Raw genomic sequence first — 22,656 nt, 5'->3', positions numbered from 1 at the left:
GCGTGCTGCCACGCGGCACGGAATCAGTCGCGCATCTGCCCGGGGGCGATGACTTCGCGCGAGCCGTTGGTGTTCATTGCAGTGACGACGCCAGCGTTTTCCATGGCTTCGATCATGCGCGCAGCGCGGTTATAGCCGATCTTCAGCTTGCGCTGCACCGCAGAAATCGAGGCGCGGCGGCTTTCCAGCACGAACGCCACGGCTTCGTCATACAGCGCGTCGGTTTCGGCATCATCGTCGCCACCGCTGCTACCACCGTCGAAGCCGCTGCCGGCCTCTTCGACACCGGCGAGGATGTCGTCGTTGTATTCGGGCGCGCCACGCAGCTTCCAGGCCTCCACCACGCGGTGCACTTCATCGTCGGAGACGAAGGCGCCGTGGACCCGGATCGGCAGGCTGGTACCCGGCGGCATGTAGAGCATGTCACCGTGGCCCAGCAGTTGCTCGGCACCGCCCTGGTCGATGATGGTCCGTGAGTCGATCTTGCTCGACACCTGGAACGCCATGCGGGTCGGGATGTTGGCCTTGATCAGGCCGGTGATCACGTCCACCGACGGACGCTGGGTGGCGAGGATCAAGTGAATACCGGCCGCCCGCGCCTTCTGGGCGATACGCGCGATCAGCTCTTCGACCTTCTTGCCGACGATCATCATCATGTCGGCAAACTCGTCGACCACCACCACGATGGTCGGCAGCTTGCTCAACAGCGGTGCTTCGTCGTGGATACTTTCGCGCTTGTACAGCGGGTCGGTCAGCGGCGTGCCGGCGTCCTGGGCTTCCTTGACCTTGGCGTTGAAGCCCGACAGGTTACGCACGCCCATCTTCGCCATCAGCTTGTAGCGGCGCTCCATCTCGGCAACGCTCCAGCGCAGGGCGTTGGCGGCGTCCTTCATGTCAGTGACCACCGGGCAGAGCAGGTGCGGAATGCCTTCATAGATCGACAGTTCGAGCATCTTCGGGTCGATCATGATCAGCTTGGCGTCTTCCGGGCCGGACTTGAACAGGATCGACAGGATCATCGCGTTCACGCCCACCGATTTACCCGAACCGGTGGTACCGGCCACCAGCAGGTGAGGCATTTTGGCGAGGTCGGTGATCACCGGCTTGCCGCCGATGTCGTGGCCCAGGGCCAGGGTGACCGGCGACTTGAAGTTGTCGTATTCGGGCGTCGACAGCACTTCGGAGAAGCGCACGATCTGGCGATCTTCGTTGGGAATCTCGATACCCACGGTCGTCTTGCCCGGGATCACTTCCACCACGCGCACGCTGGTCACGGCCAGGGAGCGCGCCAGGTCCTTGGCCAGGTTGGAAATGCGGCTGACCTTGACGCCGGCAGCCGGCTGGATTTCGTAACGGGTAATCACCGGGCCGGGATGGATCGAGTCCACCGACACCTCGACGCCGAATTCCTTGAGTTTGATTTCCAGCAGATGGCCGACGGCCGCCAGGGACTCAGGGGAATAGTTGAGCTGTTTCTTTTCGGCCGGGTCGAGGATCGAGATCGGCGGCAAGGTGCCTTCCACGGCGCTGTCGACAAACAACGGCGCCTGTTTCTCTTTCTGCACGCGATGGCTTGGCTCGGCCGGCTTGGGCGGCGCCGGGGCGATCACCGGCGGCACCTGCTTCTCGCGGTCCGACATGTGCTTGCTCAGGGCCTGCTCGCGTTCGATCAGGCGTTCCTTGACCTTGGCCTGCTCACGGCGGTCCGGTGTGCTTGGGGCCACCACTTCGTTGACGCGGGTATCCACCTCGCGCAACTGGGCCACCATGCGCTTGCGTTCGACCCGGGCGGCCCACCAGCGGTTGGCAGCGCCCTGGAACAGCTCCAGCAGGTCGAGGGTGATCTTGCCCGTCACGTCCATCACCTTGAACCACGACAGGTCGGTGAACACGGTGAGGCCAAACAGGAACAGCGCGATAAACATCAGGGTGCTGCCCTGGATATTCAGGGTCTTGCGCGCCAGGTCGCCGAGGCTCTCGCCCAGCGCCCCACCCGCGCCCGCCGGCAGGCCGGTGGGTGCGTGGAAATGAATATGCGCCAGGGCGGCACCGGACAGCACCAGGAATACCAGGCCGATCAGGCGCCACGAAAACAGCCAGCCGCTCCACTGCCACGGCTCATGACGCTGGCGGAAGATCTGCCAGGTCTTGATCGCCAGTAACAGCGGGAAGATATAGGCGAAGTAACCCAGCACCATGAACAGGATATCGGCGCTGTAGGAACCGGCAGGCCCACCGAAGTTCTGCACGTCTTCGATCTTGCTGTTGTGGCTCCAGCCCGGATCGTCCTTGCCATAGGTGAGCAAGGCCATCATCAGGAACAGGCACAGCGCGCCGATAGCGATCAGCGCGCCTTCCTTGAGTCGATAGTGCAGGTGCTGGCGCCAGGCCGGCACGACGGCTGCTTTAGGTGTTGCGGCGGATTTCTTCAAAACGGGTCTTTTCCTGCGCCTGTTAGCGCGTCCATCTGTTGAATAAGTGCAAATACTGCCCAATCCGAGCAGCTGAAAAATGAACGAACGTCGTGGAATCTACTTTTAACACTGGGCGATTGCTGGATGAAATGGCGATAACGCCACAATGGCCGCATTGTACGGGTTTGTGTTGCGGTTGCCACGCCACTTGGCTTTCTTCAGGCAGCATAGCCAATTGTGTGTCACAACATGTTCAATTTGAGCATGCATTGTCTTTGCTGACAAAGGCTTATGAGCTGTTTTTACCAATCCAGGCAAGCTTGGCAAATGGCCTGCATGGGCCAGACCCGATTACGACCACGCCTCACGCAGAGAGTTGCAGAAACACCCGCTCACGCTTATGCACGCCAACAGCCGATTCGGGCTGGCCCCACAGCGCTGCGTCGACAATAATCACACCCCTTGGGGCAGGCGATCCGCCTGCCACTCCCCTCCCCTTCCGCAAGCCTGGATGCCATGCTGACCTGGTTACAACGCGACTCACTGACATTTCCCCCGCTGGCCAAGGCCATGCGTGAACCCAATGGCCTGCTCGCCGCCGGTGGCGACCTGTCGGCCGAGCGACTGGTGCAAGCCTACCGCCACGGTTGCTTTCCCTGGTTCTCGGAGGGCCAGCCGATCCTCTGGTGGTCGCCGGACCCGCGCACCGTGATATTCCCCGACGAGCTGCATGTCTCCCGCAGCCTGGGCAAACTATTGCGCCAGCAGCGCTATACCGTGACCTTCGACCAGGACTTTGCCGCCGTCATCCAGGCGTGCGCCGCGCCGCGTGCGTATGCCGATGGCACTTGGATCACCGAAGGTATCCAGCGCGCCTATCTGGAACTGCATCAGCGCGGCTATGCACATTCGGTTGAGGTATGGGACGAAGGCGTGCTGGTGGGCGGACTGTATGGCCTGGCGATGGGCCAGCTGTTTTTTGGCGAATCCATGTTCAGCCGTGCCGACAATGCCTCGAAATTCGGCTTTGCTACATTGACCCGGCAATTGCAGGCCTGGGGCTTTGTACTGATCGACTGCCAGATGCCCAATGATCACCTGCATAGCCTGGGTGCTCGCGCCATTCCTCGCAGTGAATTTGCCGATTTCCTAAAAGACCACCTGGACCAACGCAATTCCGGGCCATGGGTTTCTTAGGCGACATCCGCACACCTGGCTTACACTTATTTCAAAGCTTATCCGAGGGTTGATCATGACCGAGTTGGCGCGCTTGAAGTTTTATGCCACTCAACCCCACTCTTGCAGCTATCTGCCCGACGAGCAGGCCACCACGCTGTTCCTCGACCCCAGCCAGCCAATGGATGTGCACGTGTATGCCGATCTCTCGGAAATGGGTTTTCGACGCAGCGGCGATCATCTGTACCGGCCCCACTGCCAGAACTGCAATGCCTGCGTGCCGGCACGCATCCCCGTGGCGCAGTTTCTGCCGGACCGCAATCAGAAGCGCATCCTCAAGCGCAACGCAGACCTGACGGTGACAGCTGCCAAGCCGCGATTTACCGAAGAATACTTCGACCTGTACCAGCGCTATATCGAGCAGCGCCACGCCGACGGCGATATGTTCCCACCCAGCCGCGACCAGTTTTCCACCTTCCTGGTGCGTGACCTGCCGTTCTCGCGCTTTTACGAATTTCGCGCGGACGGCCGCCTGGTGGCCGTCGCCGTGACCGATTTGCTGCCTAACGGCCTATCAGCGGTCTACACCTTCTACGAGCCAGCCGAAGAGCGGCGCAGCCTCGGGCGTTTCGCGATCCTCTGGCAAATCGGTGAAGCACTGCGCCTGGAACTGGAGGCGGTGTACCTCGGATACTGGATCAAGAACTGCAAAAAAATGAACTACAAGACCCAATATCGCCCCATAGAACTGCTGATTAATCAAAGATGGGTCACGCTTAACTAGAACCCCTTGGCTTAAACACCCTTTTTCGGGCACAATGCACGCCGCTTTTGCCTGGCGCAGTTGCACCGGGCCATTCACTGGATACCGAGGGCTTTACTGCATGTCGAAAGAAGACAGCTTCGAAATGGAAGGCACTGTCGTCGACACCCTGCCCAACACCATGTTTCGTGTGGAGTTGGAAAATGGGCACGTCGTAACCGCGCATATCTCCGGCAAGATGCGCAAGAACTACATTCGTATTCTTACCGGTGACAAAGTGCGCGTCGAGCTGACGCCCTATGACTTGAGCAAAGGGCGCATCACTTACCGCGCTCGCTAAGCAAGTCAATACAAAACGCCCGGTTATGCCGGGCGTTTTTGTGTGCATGGGATTTCTCCAACACCAAGGGATCCTGTGGGAGGGGGCAAGCCCCATTCTGAGAATTGCATTTCAAGACAGCAAAAAGGCGCCTTTCGGCGCCTTTTGCGTTATTGCAGAACGATCAGGCCATTTCAGCCGTGGTTTCGAACTCGAAGGTCAGCTCGCCATCCTTCAGGTCGATATGCACCACGCCACCATGGTCGGAAAGCTCGCCAAACAGGATCTCTTCGGCCAGCGGCCGCTTGATCTTGTCCTGGATCAGGCGCGCCATCGGGCGAGCGCCCATTGCCGCGTCGTAGCCACCTTCGGCGATCCAGCTGCGTGCCGCTTCCGTGACATCCAGTTGCACGCGCTTGTCTTCCAACTGCGCCTGAAGCTCGGTAAGGAACTTGTCCACCACACTCTTGATGACCTCATGGCTGAGGCGACCAAACTGGATAATGGTATCCAGGCGGTTGCGGAACTCCGGCGTGAAGCTCTTCTTGATCACTTCCATCGCATCGGACGAGTGATCCTGGTGGGTAAAGCCGATCGAAGCCCGCGCGGCCGTCTCGGCACCGGCGTTGGTGGTCATGATCAGGATGACATTGCGGAAGTCCGCCTTGCGCCCGTTATTGTCGGTCAGGGTCCCGTGGTCCATTACCTGCAGCAGCAGGTTGAAGACTTCCGGGTGGGCCTTCTCGATTTCATCGAGCAGCAGTACGCAATGGGGCTGCTTGGTAATCGCCTCGGTCAACAGGCCGCCCTGGTCGAAACCGACATAGCCCGGAGGCGCACCGATCAGGCGCGACACGGTGTGACGCTCCATATATTCGGACATGTCGAAGCGCACCAGCTCGATCCCCATGGCCTTGGCCAATTGCCGCGCCGCCTCGGTCTTGCCGACACCGGTAGGACCGGCGAACAGGAACGAACCGACAGGCTTGTCCGGCGACTTGAGGCCCGCACGCGACAGCTTGATCGCGGTGGACAGCGCGTCGATCGCTGCGTCCTGGCCGAACACGGTGAGCTTGAGGTCGCGCTCCAGGTTACGCAGCAGCTCCTTGTCGGAACTGTTGACGTGTTTTGGCGGAATCCGCGCGATCTTCGCGACAATGTCCTCGACCTGAGGCACGTCGATGCGCTTCACACGCTTCTCGACCGGCTGCAGGCGCTGGTAGGCCCCTGCCTCGTCGATCACATCGATGGCCTTGTCCGGCATGTGCCGGTCATTGATGTAGCGCGACGCCAACTCGGCGGCCGCACGCAGCGCCTCATCGGTGTACTCGATGCCGTGGTGCGCTTCAAACCGCCCCTTGAGCCCGCGCAGGATGCCGATGGTGTCTTCGACCGACGGCTCGGACACGTCGACTTTCTGGAAGCGACGCGCCAAGGCACGATCTTTCTCGAAGATGCCGCGGAATTCCTGGAAGGTGGTCGAACCGATGCAGCGGATATCACCCGACGACAGTAACGGCTTGAGCAGGTTGGAGGCGTCCATCACACCACCGGATGCCGCACCGGCACCAATGATGGTGTGGATCTCGTCGATGAACAGGATCGCCTGCGGGCGTTTTTTCAGCTCGCCGAGCAGGGCCTTGAAGCGCTTCTCGAAATCGCCACGGTACTTGGTCCCGGCGAGCAACGCGCCCAGGTCAAGGGAGTAGACGACACTATTGGCCAGCAGGTCCGGCACCTGGTTGTCGACGATGCGCTTGGCCAGGCCTTCGGCAATCGCGGTCTTGCCCACGCCCGCCTCACCCACCAGCAACGGGTTGTTCTTGCGACGGCGCGCCAGGATCTGCGCTACGCGCTCCACCTCAAGCTCACGCCCCACCAACGGATCGATCCGCCCCTGGCGCGCCAGCTCATTGAGGTTGCTGGCATAGGCATCCAGCGGGTTGCTTGAAGAAGAAGACTCACCGCCCTCGTCGTCCTGCATATCCTGCTCACCCTCGGAATGATCGCCGTGCCCAGGCACCTTGGAGATACCGTGGGCGATGTAGTTGACGACATCGATACGGGCAACGCTTTGCTGCTTGAGCAGGAACACTGCCTGGCTTTCCTGTTCGCTGAAGATCGCCACAAGCACATTGGCGCCTGTGACTTCACGCTTACCGGAGCTCTGTACGTGGAAAACAGCACGCTGCAATACCCGCTGGAAGCCCAGGGTTGGCTGGGTCTCACGGTCCTCGTCATGCACGGGGATCAGTGGCGTGGTGGAGTCGATAAACTCCTGCAGGTCATGCTTGAGCTTGTCGAGATTGGCGCCGCACGCACGTAGTACCGTGGCGGCAGCTTCGTTATCCAAAAGTGCCAGCAGCAGGTGTTCGACGGTCATGAATTCATGACGCTTCGAACGAGCCTCCTTGAAGGCAAGATTGAGGGTGACTTCGAGCTCGCGGTTTAACATAGCTTCACCTCATACCCAAGTGGTCGGCGTTAACCGTCCTTCTCGATTTCACAGAGTAGCGGATGCTGGCTTTCCCTGGCGTACTGGTTGACCTGCATGGCCTTTGTCTCGGCGATGTCACGGGTAAACACTCCACATACTGCCCGTCCTTCTGTGTGAACGGCCAGCATTACCTTGGTCGCCAACTCGCGGTTCAGGTTAAAAAACACCTCGAGCACTTCGACCACGAAATCCATCGGTGTGTAGTCATCGTTGAACAAAACCACCTTGTACATCGGCGGCGCCTGTAAAGCAGGCTTGGCCTCCTGAACAGCAATGCCTGCAGAACCGTCGTCATCGTGTTCGTGATCCGGTCGATCCTGATTGAATGTTAGTCGAATCTGGCTGATTGCATGCATGGAAAGAAAGGTTCGTCAGTGGTTCAAATACAGTGGTGGGGGCGACCTGTCAGAATTTCAACTCTGACCGCTCAGTCGCCTTGACTATCGGCAAATCGGTGTTACAACCAATAGAACCCACAGTGGGTAAAAAAGGTCCGCGCAGTCAACCTTATTTATTCGGGTTAGGACGGATAAACTGGATGATACTCCAGTGATGGAGTCTGGTGCAGAGGGATATGGGTATGTCTGGCGTCAAGATCAGTGGCAAGGTCAAGTGGTTCAACAACGCCAAGGGATATGGCTTTGTTAATGAAGACGGTAAAACCGAGGACCTTTTTGCGCACTATTCAGCGATTAACATGGATGGGTACAAAACGCTGAAGGCGGGCCAAGCTGTGAGCTTTGAAATCATTCAAGGACCGAAAGGGCTGCACGCCGTGAATATCGGTGCAGTGAAAGCCGAAACACATGAAAAAAACACGCCATCAACCGCTCATAACGAAAAGAAACAAACGGCCTGACACCCCGCGAAGCGAGTGACATGCGATAAAAAACCGGCCACCCGATCGACTTGGGTTGGCCGGTTTTTTTGTACCAGGCTTTTACATGTGCGAAATCAATGCATCCCCAAAGCCCGACGAAGACACCAGCTTCGCGCCATCCATCAGGCGTTCGAAGTCATAAGTCACGGTCTTGGCCGAGATAGCACCGTTGGTGCCCTTGATGATCAAGTCGGCCGCTTCGGTCCAGCCCATATGACGCAGCATCATTTCCGCCGACAGGATCAATGAACCCGGGTTGACCTGGTCCTTGCCCGCATACTTGGGCGCAGTACCGTGGGTCGCCTCGAACATGGCAACGGTGTCGGACAGATTGGCACCCGGCGCAATCCCGATACCGCCCACCTCTGCCGCCAGGGCGTCGGACAGGTAGTCGCCGTTCAGGTTGAGGGTCGCGATCACGTCATACTCGGCCGGACGCAACAGGATCTGCTGGAGCATGGCATCGGCGATGGCATCCTTGACCACTACATTCTTGCCGGTCTTCGGGTTCTTGAACTGCATCCACGGGCCGCCATCCAGCAGGGTCGCACCGAATTCTTCAGCCGCCACTTCGTAGGCCCATTCCTTGAAGGCCCCTTCGGTGAACTTCATGATGTTGCCTTTGTGCACGATGGTCAGCGAGTCGCGATCGTTATCCACTACATATTGCAGGGCCTTGCGCGCCAGGCGCTTGGTGCCTTCCAGCGATACCGGCTTGATACCAATGCCGCAATCCTGATCGAAACGAATCTTGGTGACGCCCATTTCCTCCTTGAGGAACTTGATGACCTTTGTCGCTTCCGGCGAGCCGGCCTTCCACTCGATCCCGGCGTAAATATCTTCGGAGTTTTCGCGAAAGATGGTCATGTCCACATCGCCTGGTTTCTTGACCGGGCTGGGCACACCTTCGAACCAGCGCACCGGGCGCAGGCACACGTAGAGGTCGAGTTGCTGACGCAGGGCCACGTTCAGCGAACGAATGCCGCCCCCTACCGGAGTGGTCAGCGGGCCCTTGATGGACACCACGTAATCCTTGACCGCATCCAGGGTTTCCTGGGGCAGCCAGGTGTCCTGGTCGTAGACCTGGGTCGCTTTCTCGCCGGCGTACACCTCCATCCACGAGATCTTGCGCTTGCCGCCGTAGGCCTTTTCAACAGCGGCGTCGACCACCTTGATCATCACCGGGCTGATGTCGACGCCAATACCGTCACCTTCGATATACGGGATGATCGGTTGGTCAGGAACATTGAGAGAATGGTCTGCATTGACGGTGATTTTGTCGCCGACTGCCGGAACCTGAATCTTCTTGTATCCCATGCTGAACTCCATCTATGGATTGAACATCTGGCTGCGTTCGAGCCTACTCCAGATAAATGGCGACTGAAACCTCGCGCCATGCTCATTTGCATCGAAAACAGCATAAATTGCCGCCTACAAGCCTGAAAGCAAAGGGAAAAGCGCCAATCTTGAGCACTTCGTGCGACTTTAGGCGTAACCCGGTACCTGCGACCTTTAGACCAATGGACGACACACCTTTTGTATGAAGGCTCGGCGTAAGCATAGCGACCTATGTATAATGCCGCCGCTGACCAAAGAGTCACGATGGCAGACCGCTCTGGAACAGGGCCCTCCGCTACAAAGCAGGACTAATACAATAGTCCACCCGCTTGACGCTCGACTGATGCAACCCAACATCACCGCGAAGAAACCTCGACCTTTCGCTCATGGATGACTTTGAACGAACGCGCTCCACCCGGCGCATCTCGAGTTTCTGCGCACGCTTTCAGCAAAGAAGAGAGTTAATCCGAATATGCCCACCCGCTCGAAGATCATCTACACCTTCACCGACGAAGCCCCAGCCCTCGCCACCTATTCACTGCTGCCTATCGTAGAGGCCTTCACCGCTTCCGCTGATATTGCCGTGGAAACCCGCGACATCTCCCTCGCAGGGCGCATCCTCGCAAGCTTCCCCGAGCAACTGGGCACCAAGGCCGTACCGGACCACCTCGCCGAACTGGGCGACCTGGCCGTTACCCCTGAAGCCAACATCATCAAGCTGCCTAACATCAGCGCCTCGACCCCGCAGCTGCAAGCGGCGATCAAGGAACTGCAGGCCCAGGGCTACGCCCTGCCGGACTACCCGGAAACCGTAACCACCGACGCGGAAAAAGAAACCCGTGCACGTTACGACAAGGTCAAGGGCAGCGCCGTGAACCCGGTACTGCGCGAAGGCAACTCCGACCGCCGCGCGCCGCTGTCGGTCAAGAACTACGCTCGCAAGCACCCGCACAAGATGGGCGCCTGGGCTGCAGACTCCAAGTCCCACGTTGCCCACATGAGCAACGGCGACTTCTACGGCAGCGAAAAAGCCGTGCAGATCGAAGCCGCTGACGCTGTCAAGATCGAGCTGGTCGCCCAGGACGGCACCACCACCGTCCTGAAAGAAAAGACCAGCGTCAAGGCCGGCGAAATCATCGACAGCGCAGTACTGAGCAAGAACGCCCTGCGCAGCTTCATCGCCGCTGAAATTGAAGACGCCAAGAAACAAGGCGTACTGCTGTCGGTCCACCTGAAAGCCACCATGATGAAGGTCTCCGACCCGATCATGTTCGGCCAGATCGTTGCCGAATTCTATAAAGACGCCCTGGCCAAGCACGCAGACGTGCTGGCACAAATCGGCTTCAACCTGAACAACGGCATCGGCGACCTGTACGCCCGCATCAAGGCCCTGCCGGCCGAGCAGCAGGCGCAGATCGAAGCTGACATCCAGGCGGTCTACGCCGCTCGCCCTTCCCTGGCGATGGTCAACTCCGACAAAGGCATCACCAACCTGCACGTGCCGAGCGACGTGATCGTCGACGCCTCGATGCCGGCCATGATCCGTGACTCCGGCAAGATGTGGGGCACCGACGGCCAGCTGCACGACACCAAGGCCGTGATCCCGGATCGCTGCTACGCCACCATCTACCAGGCGGTGATCGAAGAGTGCAAGGCCAACGGCGCCTTCGACCCTACCACCATGGGCAGCGTGCCAAACGTTGGCCTGATGGCGAAAAAAGCCGAAGAGTACGGCTCCCACGACAAGACGTTCCAGGTCAAGGCTGACGGCGTCGTCCGCGTGACCGACAGCAAGGGCAACCTGCTGATGGAACAGAAAGTCGAAGCCGGCGACATCTTCCGCATGTGCCAGACCCAAGACGCGCCGATCCAGGACTGGGTCAAGCTGGCCGTCAACCGTGCCCGCGCCAGCAACACCCCGGCCATCTTCTGGCTGGACCCCAAGCGTGCACACGACGGCGTCGTGGTCGAGAAAGTCCAGGCCTACCTGAAAGACCACAACACCGAAGGCCTGGACATCCGCATCATGTCGCCGGTCGACGCGATGAAGTTCACCCTGGAACGTACCCGCAAAGGCCTGGACACCATCTCGGTGACCGGCAACGTACTGCGCGACTATCTGACCGACCTGTTCCCGATCATGGAACTGGGCACCAGCGCCAAGATGCTGTCCATCGTACCGCTGATGAATGGCGGTGGCCTGTTCGAAACCGGCGCCGGCGGTTCGGCGCCGAAGCACGTGCAACAGCTGCTGGAAGAGAACTTCCTGCGCTGGGATTCCCTGGGTGAGTTCCTGGCCCTGGCCGCTTCCCTCGAGCATTTGGGTGTGACGTACAACAACCCGAAAGCCCTGGTGCTGTCCAAGACCCTGGACCAGGCCACCGGCCAGTTCCTCGACAACAACAAGTCGCCATCGCGCAAAGTCGGCAACATCGACAACCGCGGCAGCCACTTCTACCTGGCGCTGTACTGGGCCCAGGCCCTGGCCGCCCAGACCGAAGACACTGCACTGCAAGGTCAATTCAGCGAACTGGCCAAGACCCTGGCCGCGAACGAAGCAACCATCGTTGCCGAGCTCAATGCCGTACAGGGCAAGCCAGTGGACATCGGCGGCTACTACGCGCCGAACCCGGAGCTGACCAGCAAGGCCATGCGCCCAAGCAACACCCTCAATGCGGCGATTGCCAAGTTGAAGTAAGGTTGTAGGGATGCATCACAAACCCCGGCCACGTGCCGGGGTTTGTGTTTTCAGGGTTTATGCAACACCGTATTCCTCGCGCCATGCGGCCTCGATAATCGCCAGGAACTGCGGTTTGTACCAAGGCTCCCAGCCCGGCCGCTGCTTGAGTTCAACCCCAAACCCCGGCAGCGCAGGCAAATGCGCGAGCGCTTCGACGTTTTTCAAGCCCGGCACCTGGGCAAACCAGGGTAAAAGCGTCACACCGACTCCCGCCTGGACCGCTGAACGCAGCGACATCAAGTCTTCAGACTCATACACGCAGCGCCACCTGATGCCACTCTCCTCCAAACGCCGAATCGCCAGGCTCCTGAACACGCAGGGCGCCTTGAACAGCGCCAGCGAAACTTCCTGCCCTTCCATGGGGGCTGCCGCACACTCGCCACCCAGCCACATCAACGAAAGTGCATGCAAAGGCACGCCAGCGACTTTTGGCAACTCATCAATCATCAGGCCAATATCGATTCGTCCCTCACTGAACGCCTCCGCGAGCAACAGGGAACGCGCGACCTTGACCACAATTCGCACTGAAGGTAATTCAAGCGCCAGAGCAGGAATAACGCGCTGCAGGATTTCCTCGCTGAAATATTCGGGAATACCCAGCGTCACGGACTCTTGAGTGCGACTGGCATCAAACAGGCTCCCCACTTTGTCGTTGACGCTGACCATTTGCTGGGCATAGCCGGTCAAGCGCTCTCCTTCGAGGGTGAGCAACACCTGCCGATTGTCGCGGGCAAAAAGCTCGACACCCAGCAAATCCTCAAGTCGTCGAATTTGCTGGCTGATTGCCGGCTGGGTCAGGCTCAACGCTTGCGCGGCCCGAGTGAAACTGCCCAGCTCTGCGACCTTGAGGAAACTGCGCAGCGACTGAATATCAAGATTGACTCTCATGCCACACCCATGGGAGTGAGTAATTATTCCCTGCCATTAGTGCAAGGCGCCCGCTATACCTGTCAAGACTACCTACTTGGCGCGCACATGATTCATCCAATAAACCCCTGCCCCTGAAACAACAAACCCTACAATCGCCACCCCACTCGGCACCTCACCCAACACCAACGACGCCATGATCTGCGTGACCGCCGGAATCACATGAAACAAGTTCGTCGCCTTACTCGCCTCCCCGCGTCGAATCATCAAATACAGCAGCGTCAGCGCACCCACGGAGTTCATCAGCGTGATCCAGGCCACCGACGCTGCGAATGGAACCCACTCGGTGACCTGCATGGTTTCAGTGGTGTATGCCAGCAGCAACATGACCAACGACGCGGTGACCATCTGAATGAAACACCCCACCCATAGATTCACCCCGCCCAGAAAGCGCTTCTGGTAGAGCGTGCCAAGCGTGATACCCAATAGCGCCAAGCCCACCGCGCCGTAACCACCCACTGACGCCTCGGAGCCAAAAAAGCTGCTGGCCACGACGATGGCCACGCCGCCAACACCCAGGATCGAACCCGGCAGGTCGCGCCAGCTCAATTGTTCACCCAGGCAGAAATAGGCACCGATCACCACGAACACCGGCATCAGCCCGACGATCAATGCCGCCTGCCCTGCGGGAACGCCGTGGCTGATGCCGGTGTAAAGGCCGCCGAACTGCAGGGCCTGCAACAGCAGCCCCACTGTCGCAGCATGGAGGTAGGGGGCAAGTCGTTTAGGCCATTGCGCCTTGATGGCGAGTGCAACGCCCAGGAACACCAGGGCAGCCAGGGCAAACCGATAGAACGTCATGGTGAAGGGCTCGCCATAACGCACACCGTACGCACCGCCGATGTAGCCGGAACTCCACAGCAGGATGAAGACAATGGGCAGTGGCGATGTAAGGCGTACTTCGTAGCTTTTATCGGCAATAGGGTTCATGACACTCTCCAAACTGAGGGTTCTGGAGAGATAAGCTGCGCCAGGCGCTGAAATCGGTAAAATCATAAAATGTCAGGCGCATCATGCAGATTGCTTATGCATCATCCTTGTGGGAGGGGGATTGCCCCTCCCACACTGCTGTAATCCTGCTCCAAGACTGCGCTGCATTCAGAATCGAGAGGCATCCCATGACCTGGCAACCCCACATCACCGTCGCCACCATCGTCGAAGACAACGGCAAGTTCCTGATGGTCGAAGAACTCAAGGGCGGCCGCGCCGTGCTCAACCAGCCTGCCGGCCACCTCGACCCAGACGAGACCCTGACCGAGGCCGCCGTGCGCGAAACCCTCGAGGAAACCGGCTGGGACGTGGAAGCCACCGGCATCGTCGGCATCTACCTGTACACCGCACCCAGCAACGGGGTTACCTATCAACGCGTCTGCTTTATTGCCAAGGCACTGAAACACCACCCGGACTATCAACTGGACGAAGGCATCCTGCGCGCCCGCTGGCTGAGCCGTGACGAGCTGCTGGCCGTGCGCGACGACTGGCGTAGCGAGCTGATCATCCGCTGTATCGATGATTATCTGGCCGGCCAGCGTCACAGCCTGGAATTGATCCGCCCTTCTCTTTAGCCTTGCGGGCCCAGGCCTGTTAGAATCGCGTCCTTTTTCAAGACACCCGTTGAAACCCTATGCGTGATCCAGCCCCTTCTGACACACAAAAGAAGCGCGTCATCGTCGGCATGTCCGGCGGCGTGGATTCTTCCGTTTCCGCCGTTCTGCTCATGGAGCAGGGTTATGAGGTGGAAGGCCTGTTCATGAAGAACTGGGAAGAAGACGATGGAACGGAATATTGCACCGCCATGGACGACCTCGCGGACGCCCAGGCCGTGTGCGACAAAATTGGCATCAAGCTGCACACCGCCAACTTCGCCGCCGAGTACTGGGACAACGTGTTCGAGCACTTCCTGGCCGAATACAAGGCTGGTCGCACGCCGAACCCGGACATCCTGTGCAACCGCGAAATCAAGTTCAAGGCGTTCCTCGACTACGCCATGATCCTTGGCGCCGACCTGATTGCCACTGGCCACTACGTGCGTCGCCGCGACATCGATGGCCGTACCGAACTGCTCAAGGGCCTGGACCCGAACAAGGACCAGAGCTACTTCCTGCACGCCGTCGGCGGTGAACAGATCGCCAAGACCCTGTTCCCGGTGGGCGAGCTGGAAAAGCCAGAAGTGCGCAGGATCGCCGAGCAACACGGCCTGGCGACCGCCAAGAAGAAGGATTCCACCGGGATCTGTTTTATCGGCGAGCGCCGTTTCAGCGACTTCCTCAAGCAGTACCTGCCGGCGCAACCGGGCGAGATCAAGACCACCGACGGCGAAGTGATCGGCCGTCACCATGGCTTGATGTACCACACCATCGGCCAGCGCCAGGGCCTGGGCATCGGCGGCTTGAAGGATGCCGGCGAAGAGCCGTGGTACGTGCTGGTCAAGGACCTGGAGCACAACGTGCTGATCGTCGGCCAGGGCAATGAACACCCGCTGCTGTTCTCGGGCGCGCTGCTGGCCTCGGAGATCTATTGGGTCAACCCGATCGACCTGAGCACCCCGCGCCGCCTGACGGCCAAGGTGCGCTATCGCCAGGGCGACCAGCCCTGCACCCTGGAAAAAACCGCGACGGGCTACCGCGCCACCTTTGATGACCCGCAACGTGCGGTCACTCCTGGCCAGTCCGTGGTGTTCTATGACGGCGAAATCTGCCTGGGCGGCGGCGTGATTGAAGTCGCCGAAGCCTGGAGCAACCCGGCATGAGCCCGACCCAGGAGCAATTGACGGCACTCGGCGGGGTATTTCTCTCCGCCGTGCTGGTGGACAAGATCGCCAAGACCGGCCAGGTCACCGAAGCCGGCCTGACCTGCATGCTCGGCAGCCTGCTGATCCGCGACCCCAAGGACACCCTGGAAGTCTACGGCGGCGACGACCTCGCACTGCGTGAAGGTTATCGCGCCCTGATCGGCGCCCTGGAGCGCGACCCCAGCACCTTGCAGCGCGAGCCGCTGCGCTACGCCCTGTCGATGCTCGGCCTCGAGCGCCAGTTGGCCAAGCGCGAAGACATGCTGGAAACCATCGGCAAACGCCTGCCACAGATCCAGTCCCAGGTAGAACACTTCGGCCCGGCCCACGAAAACGTGATCGCCGCCTGCGGTGCGCTGTACCAGGACACCTTGAGCACCTTGCGCCAACGCATCCAGGTGCACGGCGACATGCGCAACCTGCAGCAACCGAACAACGCCTCGAAAATCCGCGCACTGCTGCTGGCCGGTATTCGGTCGGCGCGGTTGTGGCGGCAATTGGGCGGTCATCGTTGGCAGCTGGTGATCAGCCGACGCAAATTGCTCAAAGAGCTTTACCCGTTGATGCGCAACGAATAAGTCGCACCGACAGGCTATTTTCAAGCCGTTACGCGTAATACGCCGGTCAGTTGGCAACGGACCGGCGAATTTTTTCATGTATGATACGCGCCCCATTTCGTTGCCCGACTGTCCGAGAACACCCCATGCAGCTCTCTTCGCTCACTGCGGTTTCCCCTGTTGACGGCCGCTACGCCGGCAAAACCCAGGCCCTGCGCCCTATTTTCAGCGAATACGGCCTGATCCGTGCTCGTGTACTGGTTGAAGTGCGCTGGCTCCAGCGCCTGGCCGCTCACCCCGCCATCAGCGAAGTACCGGCGTTCTCCGCCGAAGCCAACGCTGTACTCGATGCCCTGGCGGACAACTTCTCCCTGGAGCACGCCGAGCGTGTGAAAGAGATCGAGCGCACCACCAACCACGACGTCAAGGCCATCGAATACCTGCTCAAGGAGCAGGCGGCCAAGCTGCCGGAACTGGCCAAGGTCAGCGAATTCATCCACTTTGCCTGCACCAGCGAGGACATCAACAACCTGTCCCACGCCTTGATGCTGCGCGAAGGCCGTGATGACGTGATGCTGCCGCTGATGCGCCAGACCGCCGAAGCCATCCGCGAGCTGGCCATCCGTTTCGCCGACGTGCCGATGCTGTCGCGCACCCACGGCCAGCCGGCGTCGCCGACTACCCTGGGCAAGGAACTCGCCAACGTGGTGTACCGCCTGGAGCGCCAGATCGCTCAAGTCGCCGCAGTCCCACTGCTGGGCAAGATCAACGGCGCTGTCGGCAACTACAACGCCCACCTGTCGGCCTACCCGGAGATCGACTGGGAAGCCAACGCCCGCGCCTTCATCGAAGACGAGCTGGGCCTGGGCTTCAACCCGTACACCACGCAGATCGAACCGCACGACTACATCGCCGAGCTGTTCGACGCCATTGCGCGCTTCAACACCATCCTGATCGACTTCGATCGCGATATCTGGGGCTACATCTCCCTGGGCTACTTCAAGCAGCGCACCATTGCCGGTGAAATCGGTTCGTCGACCATGCCGCACAAGGTCAACCCGATCGACTTCGAAAACTCCGAAGGCAACCTCGGCATCGCCAACGCCCTGTTCCAGCACCTGGCCAGCAAGTTGCCGATCTCCCGCTGGCAGCGCGACCTGACCGACTCCACCGTACTGCGCAACCTCGGCGTGGGCTTTGCCCACAGCGTGATCGCGTACGAAGCCAGCCTCAAAGGCATCAGCAAACTGGAGCTCAACGCGCAGAAAATCGCCGCTGACCTGGACGCGTGCTGGGAAGTGCTGGCCGAGCCGATCCAGACCGTGATGCGCCGCTACAACATCGAAAACCCTTACGAGAAGCTGAAAGAGTTGACCCGTGGCAAGGGCATCAGCCCTGAAGCACTGCAAACTTTCATCGACGGCCTGGACATGCCAGCCGCGGCCAAGGCCGAGCTGAAACTGCTCACCCCGGCCAACTACATCGGCAACGCTGTAGAGCAAGCCAAGCGCATCTGATTAGCGCAAGCCCCCTTGAGACGCCCGGCCGCGCCGGGCGTTTTTATTTCAGTCTGAAAAGTGCTTTTTTTCAATAGGTTACACATGAATCCTGATATCCCTCTTCAACTTCTGGGCGGCATCACGGCACGGGAATTCCTGCGCGACTACTGGCAGAAAAAGCCACTGCTGATCCGCCAGGCGATCCCTGACTTCGAAAGCCCGATCGACGCCGACGAACTCGCCGGCCTGGCCCTGGAAGAAGAAGTCGAATCGCGCCTGGTGATCGAACACGGCGAACGCCCGTGGGAACTGCGCCGCGGCCCCTTCGCCGAAGACGCCTTCAGCACCCTGCCTGAGCGTGAGTGGACCCTGCTGGTACAGGCGGTCGACCAGTTCGTGCCGGAAGTGGCCGAGTTGCTGGAGCAGTTCCGCTTCCTGCCAAGCTGGCGCATCGACGATGTAATGATCAGCTTTGCCGCACCCGGCGGCAGCGTAGGCCCGCACTTCGACAACTACGACGTGTTCCTGCTGCAGGCCCAGGGCAAGCGCAACTGGAAGATCGGCCAGATGTGCAGCTCCGAAAGCCCGCTGCTGCAACACGCCGACCTGCGCATCCTCGCCGAATTCGAAGAAAGCGCCGAATGGGTGCTGGAACCGGGCGACATGCTCTACCTGCCGCCACGCCTGGCGCATTTCGGCATCGCCGAAGATGACTGCATGACGTACTCGGTGGGCTTTCGCGCCCCAAGCGCCGCCGAAGTGCTGACCCACTTCACCGACTTCCTTGCCCAGTACCTGACCGACGAAGAGCGCTACACTGACGCCGACGCGCAGCCGGTCAGCGACCCGCACCAGATCCAGAGCGACGCCCTCGACCGCCTCAAGAGCCTGCTGGCCGAGCACATGAGCGACGAGCGCATGCTGCTGACCTGGTTCGGCCAATTCATGACCGAGCCGCGCTACCCGGAACTGGTGGCGGGCGAAGAACTGGGCGAAGACGACTTCATCAACAGCCTGCAGGACGGTGCGATCCTGGTGCGCAACCCAAGCGCGCGCATGGCCTGGTCGGAAGTCGACGATGACGTCCTGCTGTTCGCCAGCGGCCAGAGCCGTTACCTGCCGGGCAAACTGCGCGAACTGCTGAAACTGGTCTGCGCCGCCGATGCCCTGCACGCCGAAAACCTCGGCGAATGGCTGTTGGACGAAGACGCCCGTGACCTGCTGTGCGAGCTGGTCAAGCAAGGAAGCCTGGGGTTTGCCGATGAATAGGATTCACGTAGGTGTCGCGGACTGGCATAAGGATATCGCCGAGATTCGGCGCATTCGTGAAGCGGTATTTATCGCTGAACAATCGGTTCCACCTGAGCTTGAGTGGGATGCGGACGACGCAGACGCAGTGCATTTCCTTGCATTCGAAGGCGACTTTCCGATTGGTACCGCGCGCCTGCTGCCCAGCGGCGAGATCGGCCGGGTGTCGGTGCTCAAGGACTGGCGCGGACTGAAGGTCGGCGACAAGCTGATGGAAGCGGTGATTGGCGTGGCCGAGCAACGTGGCCAGACCAAGCAGTTCCTGAGCGCGCAGGTGTATGCGGCGCCGTTCTATGAGCGACTGGGCTTCAAGATTGTCAGCGAGGAATTCCTGGAAGTCGGGATTCCCCATGTCGATATGGTGCGCGGGGCCTGATCCCTGCTGTAAGGGCTTGCCTGTGGTGAGCCAGCTTGCCTGTGGTCCTGTGGTGAGCGGGCTTGCCCCGCGCTGGGCTGCGCAGCAGCCCCAAACCAAACGCCGCATTCTTTCCGTAAGAACGCGGCGTTTTTTATAGGGGCTGCTACGCAGCCCAGCGCGGGGCAAGCCCGCTCACCACAGGCAAGTCCGCTTACTACACTCCAGGCCGACAAACTGGCACTATCAAGCCCAAATGACTCGCAGAGATCACGGACATGTCCCTACGCACCCTGCTCACCGCCCTCCTCCTCACCGCCAGTTGCTCGGCAATGGCCGACACCGAAGTCGTCAACCTGAGCAACCGCACCAGCACCGACCTGCTCCCGGTTGCGCAGAACTTCATCGGCAAGGACGGCACCGTCAGCGCCTACGGCAACCAGCTTATCGTTAACGCTGCCCCCGGCAAGATCCAGGACCTGCGCACGCTGCTCGCCCAGCTGGATACACCAGCCAAACGTCTGCTGATCACCGTCGATACCAATGAAAACAACCAGCAGAACAGCGGCGACAGCCAGACCCGCATCATCAGCTACGGCACCGCCAGCCGCGACGGCGGCATCCAGCAGATTCAGGCCAGCGAAGGCGTGCCCGCGCTGATCCAGGTCGGCCAGAGCGTGCCAATGACCACCACTCAGCCTGACGCCTACGGTCGCCCGCAGAACCAGACCCAGTACCGCAACGTCACCCAGGGCTTCTATGTCACCGCCAGCGTCACCGGCGAGACCGTGCATCTGGCGATCAGTACCAACCGTGACCGCATGAGCCAGGAACGTCCCGATGTAGTGAATGTGCAAAGCACCGACACAACCGTCAGCGGGCGCCTTGGCGAATGGATCCCCCTGGCCGGCATCAACCGCGAGACCCAGGCCGACAAATCCTCCACAACCCGCAGCTACTCTACCCAGGGCCGCGATGACCTGACGTTGCGGGTTAAGGTCGACACCCTGAACTGAAGCACCAAAAACTGACTGATGAGTCGTATTAGACTAAAGATGTAGTGCCTGAAAAAAAGCACTACAAAACATTTGACGATCCAAAAAAGCATGGGCATGATGGCCTCGCTCCCGCTAATCAGGGGCCCTGGCAAGGGCCTTCGGATCGACGCTCCAAGCTACCCACCCGAGCCGATTCGTGTCTGTACCGCCCACAAGGTGTGTTTGACGAGGTTGCGACTGGAACGAAGTTGTCCCGAGGGACGGAAGCTAACCAGGTAACCCGGCTACACACTGATGGATCGTACAAAGGCCCACGATGCCCGAAGACCGTTCGCAGTTCGCCCTTGCCTGCTCAACTCCCCCCTTGAGCCATCGTTCATCCCGTCGCCTGCCCCGCCGAACTTGACTTGAACACCTGAGCTTCTGGTCAGCGAGCAGCCATAACCACGCATTCACTACGTGGCTGGCAAATGGAATTTTCCACCTAGACCTATGCGACGAGGTTTTCCCCCATGGCACTGACACGCGAACAGCAAATTGCAGCCCTCGAGAAAGACTGGGCTGAAAACCCACGCTGGAAAGGCGTAACCCGCGCTTATTCCGCTGCTGACGTCGTCCGCCTGCGTGGCTCGGTTCAACCTGAGCACACCTTTGCAAAACTCGGCGCCGAGAAGCTGTGGAAGCTGGTCACCCAAGGTGCCAAGCCGTCCTTCCGCCCCGAGAAAGATTTCGTCAACTGCATGGGCGCCCTCACTGGCGGCCAGGCAGTCCAACAGGTGAAAGCCGGTATCCAGGCGATCTACCTGTCCGGCTGGCAAGTGGCAGCGGACAACAACTCCGCTGAATCCATGTACCCCGACCAATCGCTGTACCCGGTGGACTCCGTGCCGACCGTGGTCAAGCGCATCAACAACTCGTTCCGTCGTGCCGACCAGATCCAGTGGAAAGCCGGTAAAGGCCCGGGCGACGAAGGCTACATCGACTACTTCGCGCCCATCGTGGCCGACGCCGAAGCCGGTTTCGGCGGCGTACTGAACGCCTATGAGCTGATGAAGAGCATGATTGAAGCTGGCGCTGCTGGCGTGCACTTCGAAGACCAACTGGCATCGGTGAAAAAATGCGGCCACATGGGCGGCAAGGTATTGGTACCGACCCAGGAAGCTGTACAGAAGCTGACTGCTGCCCGTCTGGCGGCTGACGTTGCCGGCACGCCAACCATCATCCTGGCCCGTACCGACGCCAACGCTGCGGACCTGCTGACTTCAGACTGCGACCCGTACGACCAGCCGTTCGTAACCGGTGAACGCACCCAGGAAGGTTTCTACAAAGTGCGCGCCGGTCTCGACCAGGCCATCGCCCGCGGCCTGGCCTACGCACCGTACGCCGACCTGATCTGGTGCGAAACCGCCAAGCCGGACCTGGACGAAGCGCGTCGCTTTGCCGAAGCGATCAAGAAGGAATACCCGGACCAACTGCTGTCCTACAACTGCTCGCCTTCCTTCAACTGGAAAAAGAACCTGGACGACGCGACCATCGCCAAGTTCCAGCGCGAACTGTCCGCCATGGGCTACAAGCATCAGTTCATCACCCTGGCCGGCATTCACAACATGTGGCACAGCATGTTCAACCTGGCGCACGACTACGCCCGCAACGACATGACTGCCTACGTGAAGCTGCAGGAGCAGGAATTCGCTGACGCCGCCAAGGGCTACACCTTCGTGGCCCACCAGCAGGAAGTCGGCACCGGCTACTTCGACGACATGACCACCGTGATCCAGGGCGGCACCTCGTCCGTGACCGCGCTGACCGGTTCGACCGAAGAAGAGCAGTTCCACTGATCGATGTGAGTACACGGCCACGGCGGACCCGTTAAAGAGCTAACCGCAGTGCCGCACGACAATCACGCCCCGACTGGTTCGGGGCGTTTTTTTGCCGGTACACATCACGCTGGTTCACCAAAGCCAAATGTGGGAGGAGGCAACTCCCTCCCACATGAGGAACGCTTGCAGCCTGAAGATTTTGTGCAAAACCTTGATCCAGAGCGGTATTTGCCGCAGATAAATCGGTTAAAAGATCCGCTCCAACAACTCGCGC

General features: G+C 59.9%; 19 protein-coding genes. 13 read left to right on the top strand and 6 right to left on the bottom strand.

All coding sequences use genetic code 11. From position 1 onward, the window contains the following. Positions 1-23: 23 nt before the first annotated feature. The gene (locus PspCFBP13509_RS13775; RefSeq protein WP_065927074.1) at positions 24-2,432 is read right to left on the bottom strand and encodes a DNA translocase FtsK; all 2,409 of its coding nucleotides are present in this window, start codon (positions 2,430-2,432) and stop codon (positions 24-26) included. Positions 2,433-2,930: 498 nt separating this feature from the next. On the opposite strand from PspCFBP13509_RS13775, the gene aat reads away from it, so the two are divergent. From aat to infA, 3 genes are all read left to right on the top strand, one after another. Beyond that, positions 2,931-3,611, top strand: a complete 681-nt coding sequence (gene aat / locus PspCFBP13509_RS13765; RefSeq protein WP_137212178.1) for a leucyl/phenylalanyl-tRNA--protein transferase — start codon at positions 2,931-2,933, stop codon at positions 3,609-3,611. Between the two features lie 55 nt (positions 3,612-3,666). After that, entirely contained in the window at positions 3,667-4,374 is a 708-nt protein-coding gene (locus PspCFBP13509_RS13760; RefSeq protein WP_053128509.1) for an arginyltransferase, read from the top strand. Positions 4,375-4,474: 100 nt separating this feature from the next. After that, positions 4,475-4,693, top strand: coding sequence for a translation initiation factor IF-1 (infA, locus tag PspCFBP13509_RS13755; RefSeq protein WP_002553999.1), 219 nt, complete (start codon positions 4,475-4,477; stop codon positions 4,691-4,693). 163 nt (positions 4,694-4,856) lie between these two features. On the opposite strand, the gene clpA is transcribed toward infA, so the two are convergent. Then, positions 4,857-7,127 carry an ATP-dependent Clp protease ATP-binding subunit ClpA gene (gene clpA / locus PspCFBP13509_RS13750; protein WP_027606339.1) on the bottom strand — a complete coding sequence of 757 codons (2,271 nt, stop codon included), beginning with the start codon at positions 7,125-7,127 and terminating at the stop codon, positions 4,857-4,859. Positions 7,128-7,156: 29 nt separating this feature from the next. Next, complete coding sequence (gene clpS, locus PspCFBP13509_RS13745) at positions 7,157-7,525, bottom strand: ATP-dependent Clp protease adapter ClpS (protein WP_010567912.1); 369 nt, start codon at positions 7,523-7,525, stop codon at positions 7,157-7,159. Positions 7,526-7,749: 224 nt separating this feature from the next. Between clpS and cspD the strand changes: the two genes are divergently transcribed. After that, positions 7,750-8,028, top strand: a complete 279-nt coding sequence (gene cspD / locus PspCFBP13509_RS13740; protein WP_043293603.1) for a cold shock domain-containing protein CspD — start codon at positions 7,750-7,752, stop codon at positions 8,026-8,028. A gap of 81 nt (positions 8,029-8,109) precedes the next feature. On the opposite strand, the gene icd is transcribed toward cspD, so the two are convergent. Further along, a complete protein-coding gene (gene icd, locus PspCFBP13509_RS13735; protein ID WP_027606337.1) occupies positions 8,110-9,366 on the bottom strand; it encodes an NADP-dependent isocitrate dehydrogenase in 1,257 nt (418 codons plus the stop codon). 493 nt (positions 9,367-9,859) lie between these two features. Between icd and PspCFBP13509_RS13730 the strand changes: the two genes are divergently transcribed. After that, positions 9,860-12,085, top strand: a complete 2,226-nt coding sequence (locus PspCFBP13509_RS13730; RefSeq protein ID WP_065948350.1) for an NADP-dependent isocitrate dehydrogenase — start codon at positions 9,860-9,862, stop codon at positions 12,083-12,085. Between the two features lie 57 nt (positions 12,086-12,142). Here PspCFBP13509_RS13730 and PspCFBP13509_RS13725 read toward each other — a convergent pair whose 3' ends face one another. Then, entirely contained in the window at positions 12,143-13,015 is an 873-nt protein-coding gene (locus PspCFBP13509_RS13725; RefSeq protein ID WP_065927071.1) for a LysR family transcriptional regulator, read from the bottom strand. 72 nt (positions 13,016-13,087) lie between these two features. Next, positions 13,088-13,984, bottom strand: a complete 897-nt coding sequence (locus PspCFBP13509_RS13720; protein WP_065927070.1) for a DMT family transporter — start codon at positions 13,982-13,984, stop codon at positions 13,088-13,090. A gap of 188 nt (positions 13,985-14,172) precedes the next feature. Here PspCFBP13509_RS13720 and PspCFBP13509_RS13715 point away from each other — a divergent pair, with 188 nt between their 5' ends. The 8 genes from PspCFBP13509_RS13715 to aceA all read left to right on the top strand — a co-directional run bounded on the left by PspCFBP13509_RS13715 (position 14,173) and on the right by aceA (position 22,400). Next, positions 14,173-14,619 carry an NUDIX hydrolase gene (locus PspCFBP13509_RS13715; RefSeq protein WP_137212177.1) on the top strand — a complete coding sequence of 149 codons (447 nt, stop codon included), beginning with the start codon at positions 14,173-14,175 and terminating at the stop codon, positions 14,617-14,619. 59 nt (positions 14,620-14,678) lie between these two features. Beyond that, on the top strand, positions 14,679-15,803 hold the full coding sequence (gene mnmA / locus PspCFBP13509_RS13710) for a tRNA 2-thiouridine(34) synthase MnmA (protein ID WP_065927068.1): 1,125 nt from the start codon (positions 14,679-14,681) through the stop codon (positions 15,801-15,803). Next, positions 15,800-16,423: a high frequency lysogenization protein HflD gene (gene hflD, locus PspCFBP13509_RS13705; protein ID WP_027606331.1), complete on the top strand. Its 624-nt coding sequence runs from the start codon at positions 15,800-15,802 to the stop codon at positions 16,421-16,423. The genes mnmA and hflD overlap by 4 nt, the downstream gene beginning before the upstream one ends. A 125-nt stretch (positions 16,424-16,548) precedes the next feature. Further along, positions 16,549-17,919 (top strand): adenylosuccinate lyase, encoded by a 1,371-nt coding sequence (gene purB / locus PspCFBP13509_RS13700; protein WP_065927067.1) that lies wholly within the window; start codon positions 16,549-16,551, stop codon positions 17,917-17,919. 84 nt (positions 17,920-18,003) lie between these two features. Continuing rightward, positions 18,004-19,170 (top strand): ribosomal protein uL16 3-hydroxylase, encoded by a 1,167-nt coding sequence (locus PspCFBP13509_RS13695; RefSeq protein ID WP_027606329.1) that lies wholly within the window; start codon positions 18,004-18,006, stop codon positions 19,168-19,170. After that, complete coding sequence (locus PspCFBP13509_RS13690; RefSeq protein ID WP_065927066.1) at positions 19,163-19,585, top strand: GNAT family N-acetyltransferase; 423 nt, start codon at positions 19,163-19,165, stop codon at positions 19,583-19,585. The genes PspCFBP13509_RS13695 and PspCFBP13509_RS13690 overlap by 8 nt, the downstream gene beginning before the upstream one ends. A 257-nt stretch (positions 19,586-19,842) precedes the next feature. Further along, the gene (locus tag PspCFBP13509_RS13680; protein ID WP_065927065.1) at positions 19,843-20,580 is read left to right on the top strand and encodes a secretin N-terminal domain-containing protein; all 738 of its coding nucleotides are present in this window, start codon (positions 19,843-19,845) and stop codon (positions 20,578-20,580) included. A 494-nt stretch (positions 20,581-21,074) separates the two neighbouring features. After that, positions 21,075-22,400, top strand: a complete 1,326-nt coding sequence (gene aceA, locus PspCFBP13509_RS13675; RefSeq protein WP_003219577.1) for an isocitrate lyase — start codon at positions 21,075-21,077, stop codon at positions 22,398-22,400. Positions 22,401-22,656: the final 256 nt, after the last annotated feature.

It is taken from the genome of Pseudomonas sp. CFBP13509 (assembly GCF_005233485.1).
In the GTDB taxonomy this organism is placed as follows: Bacteria; Pseudomonadota; Gammaproteobacteria; order Pseudomonadales; family Pseudomonadaceae; genus Aquipseudomonas; species Aquipseudomonas marginalis.
The sequence above is the reverse complement of the archived record's forward strand: the minus strand, read 5'-3'. Positions and strand labels throughout refer to the sequence as shown.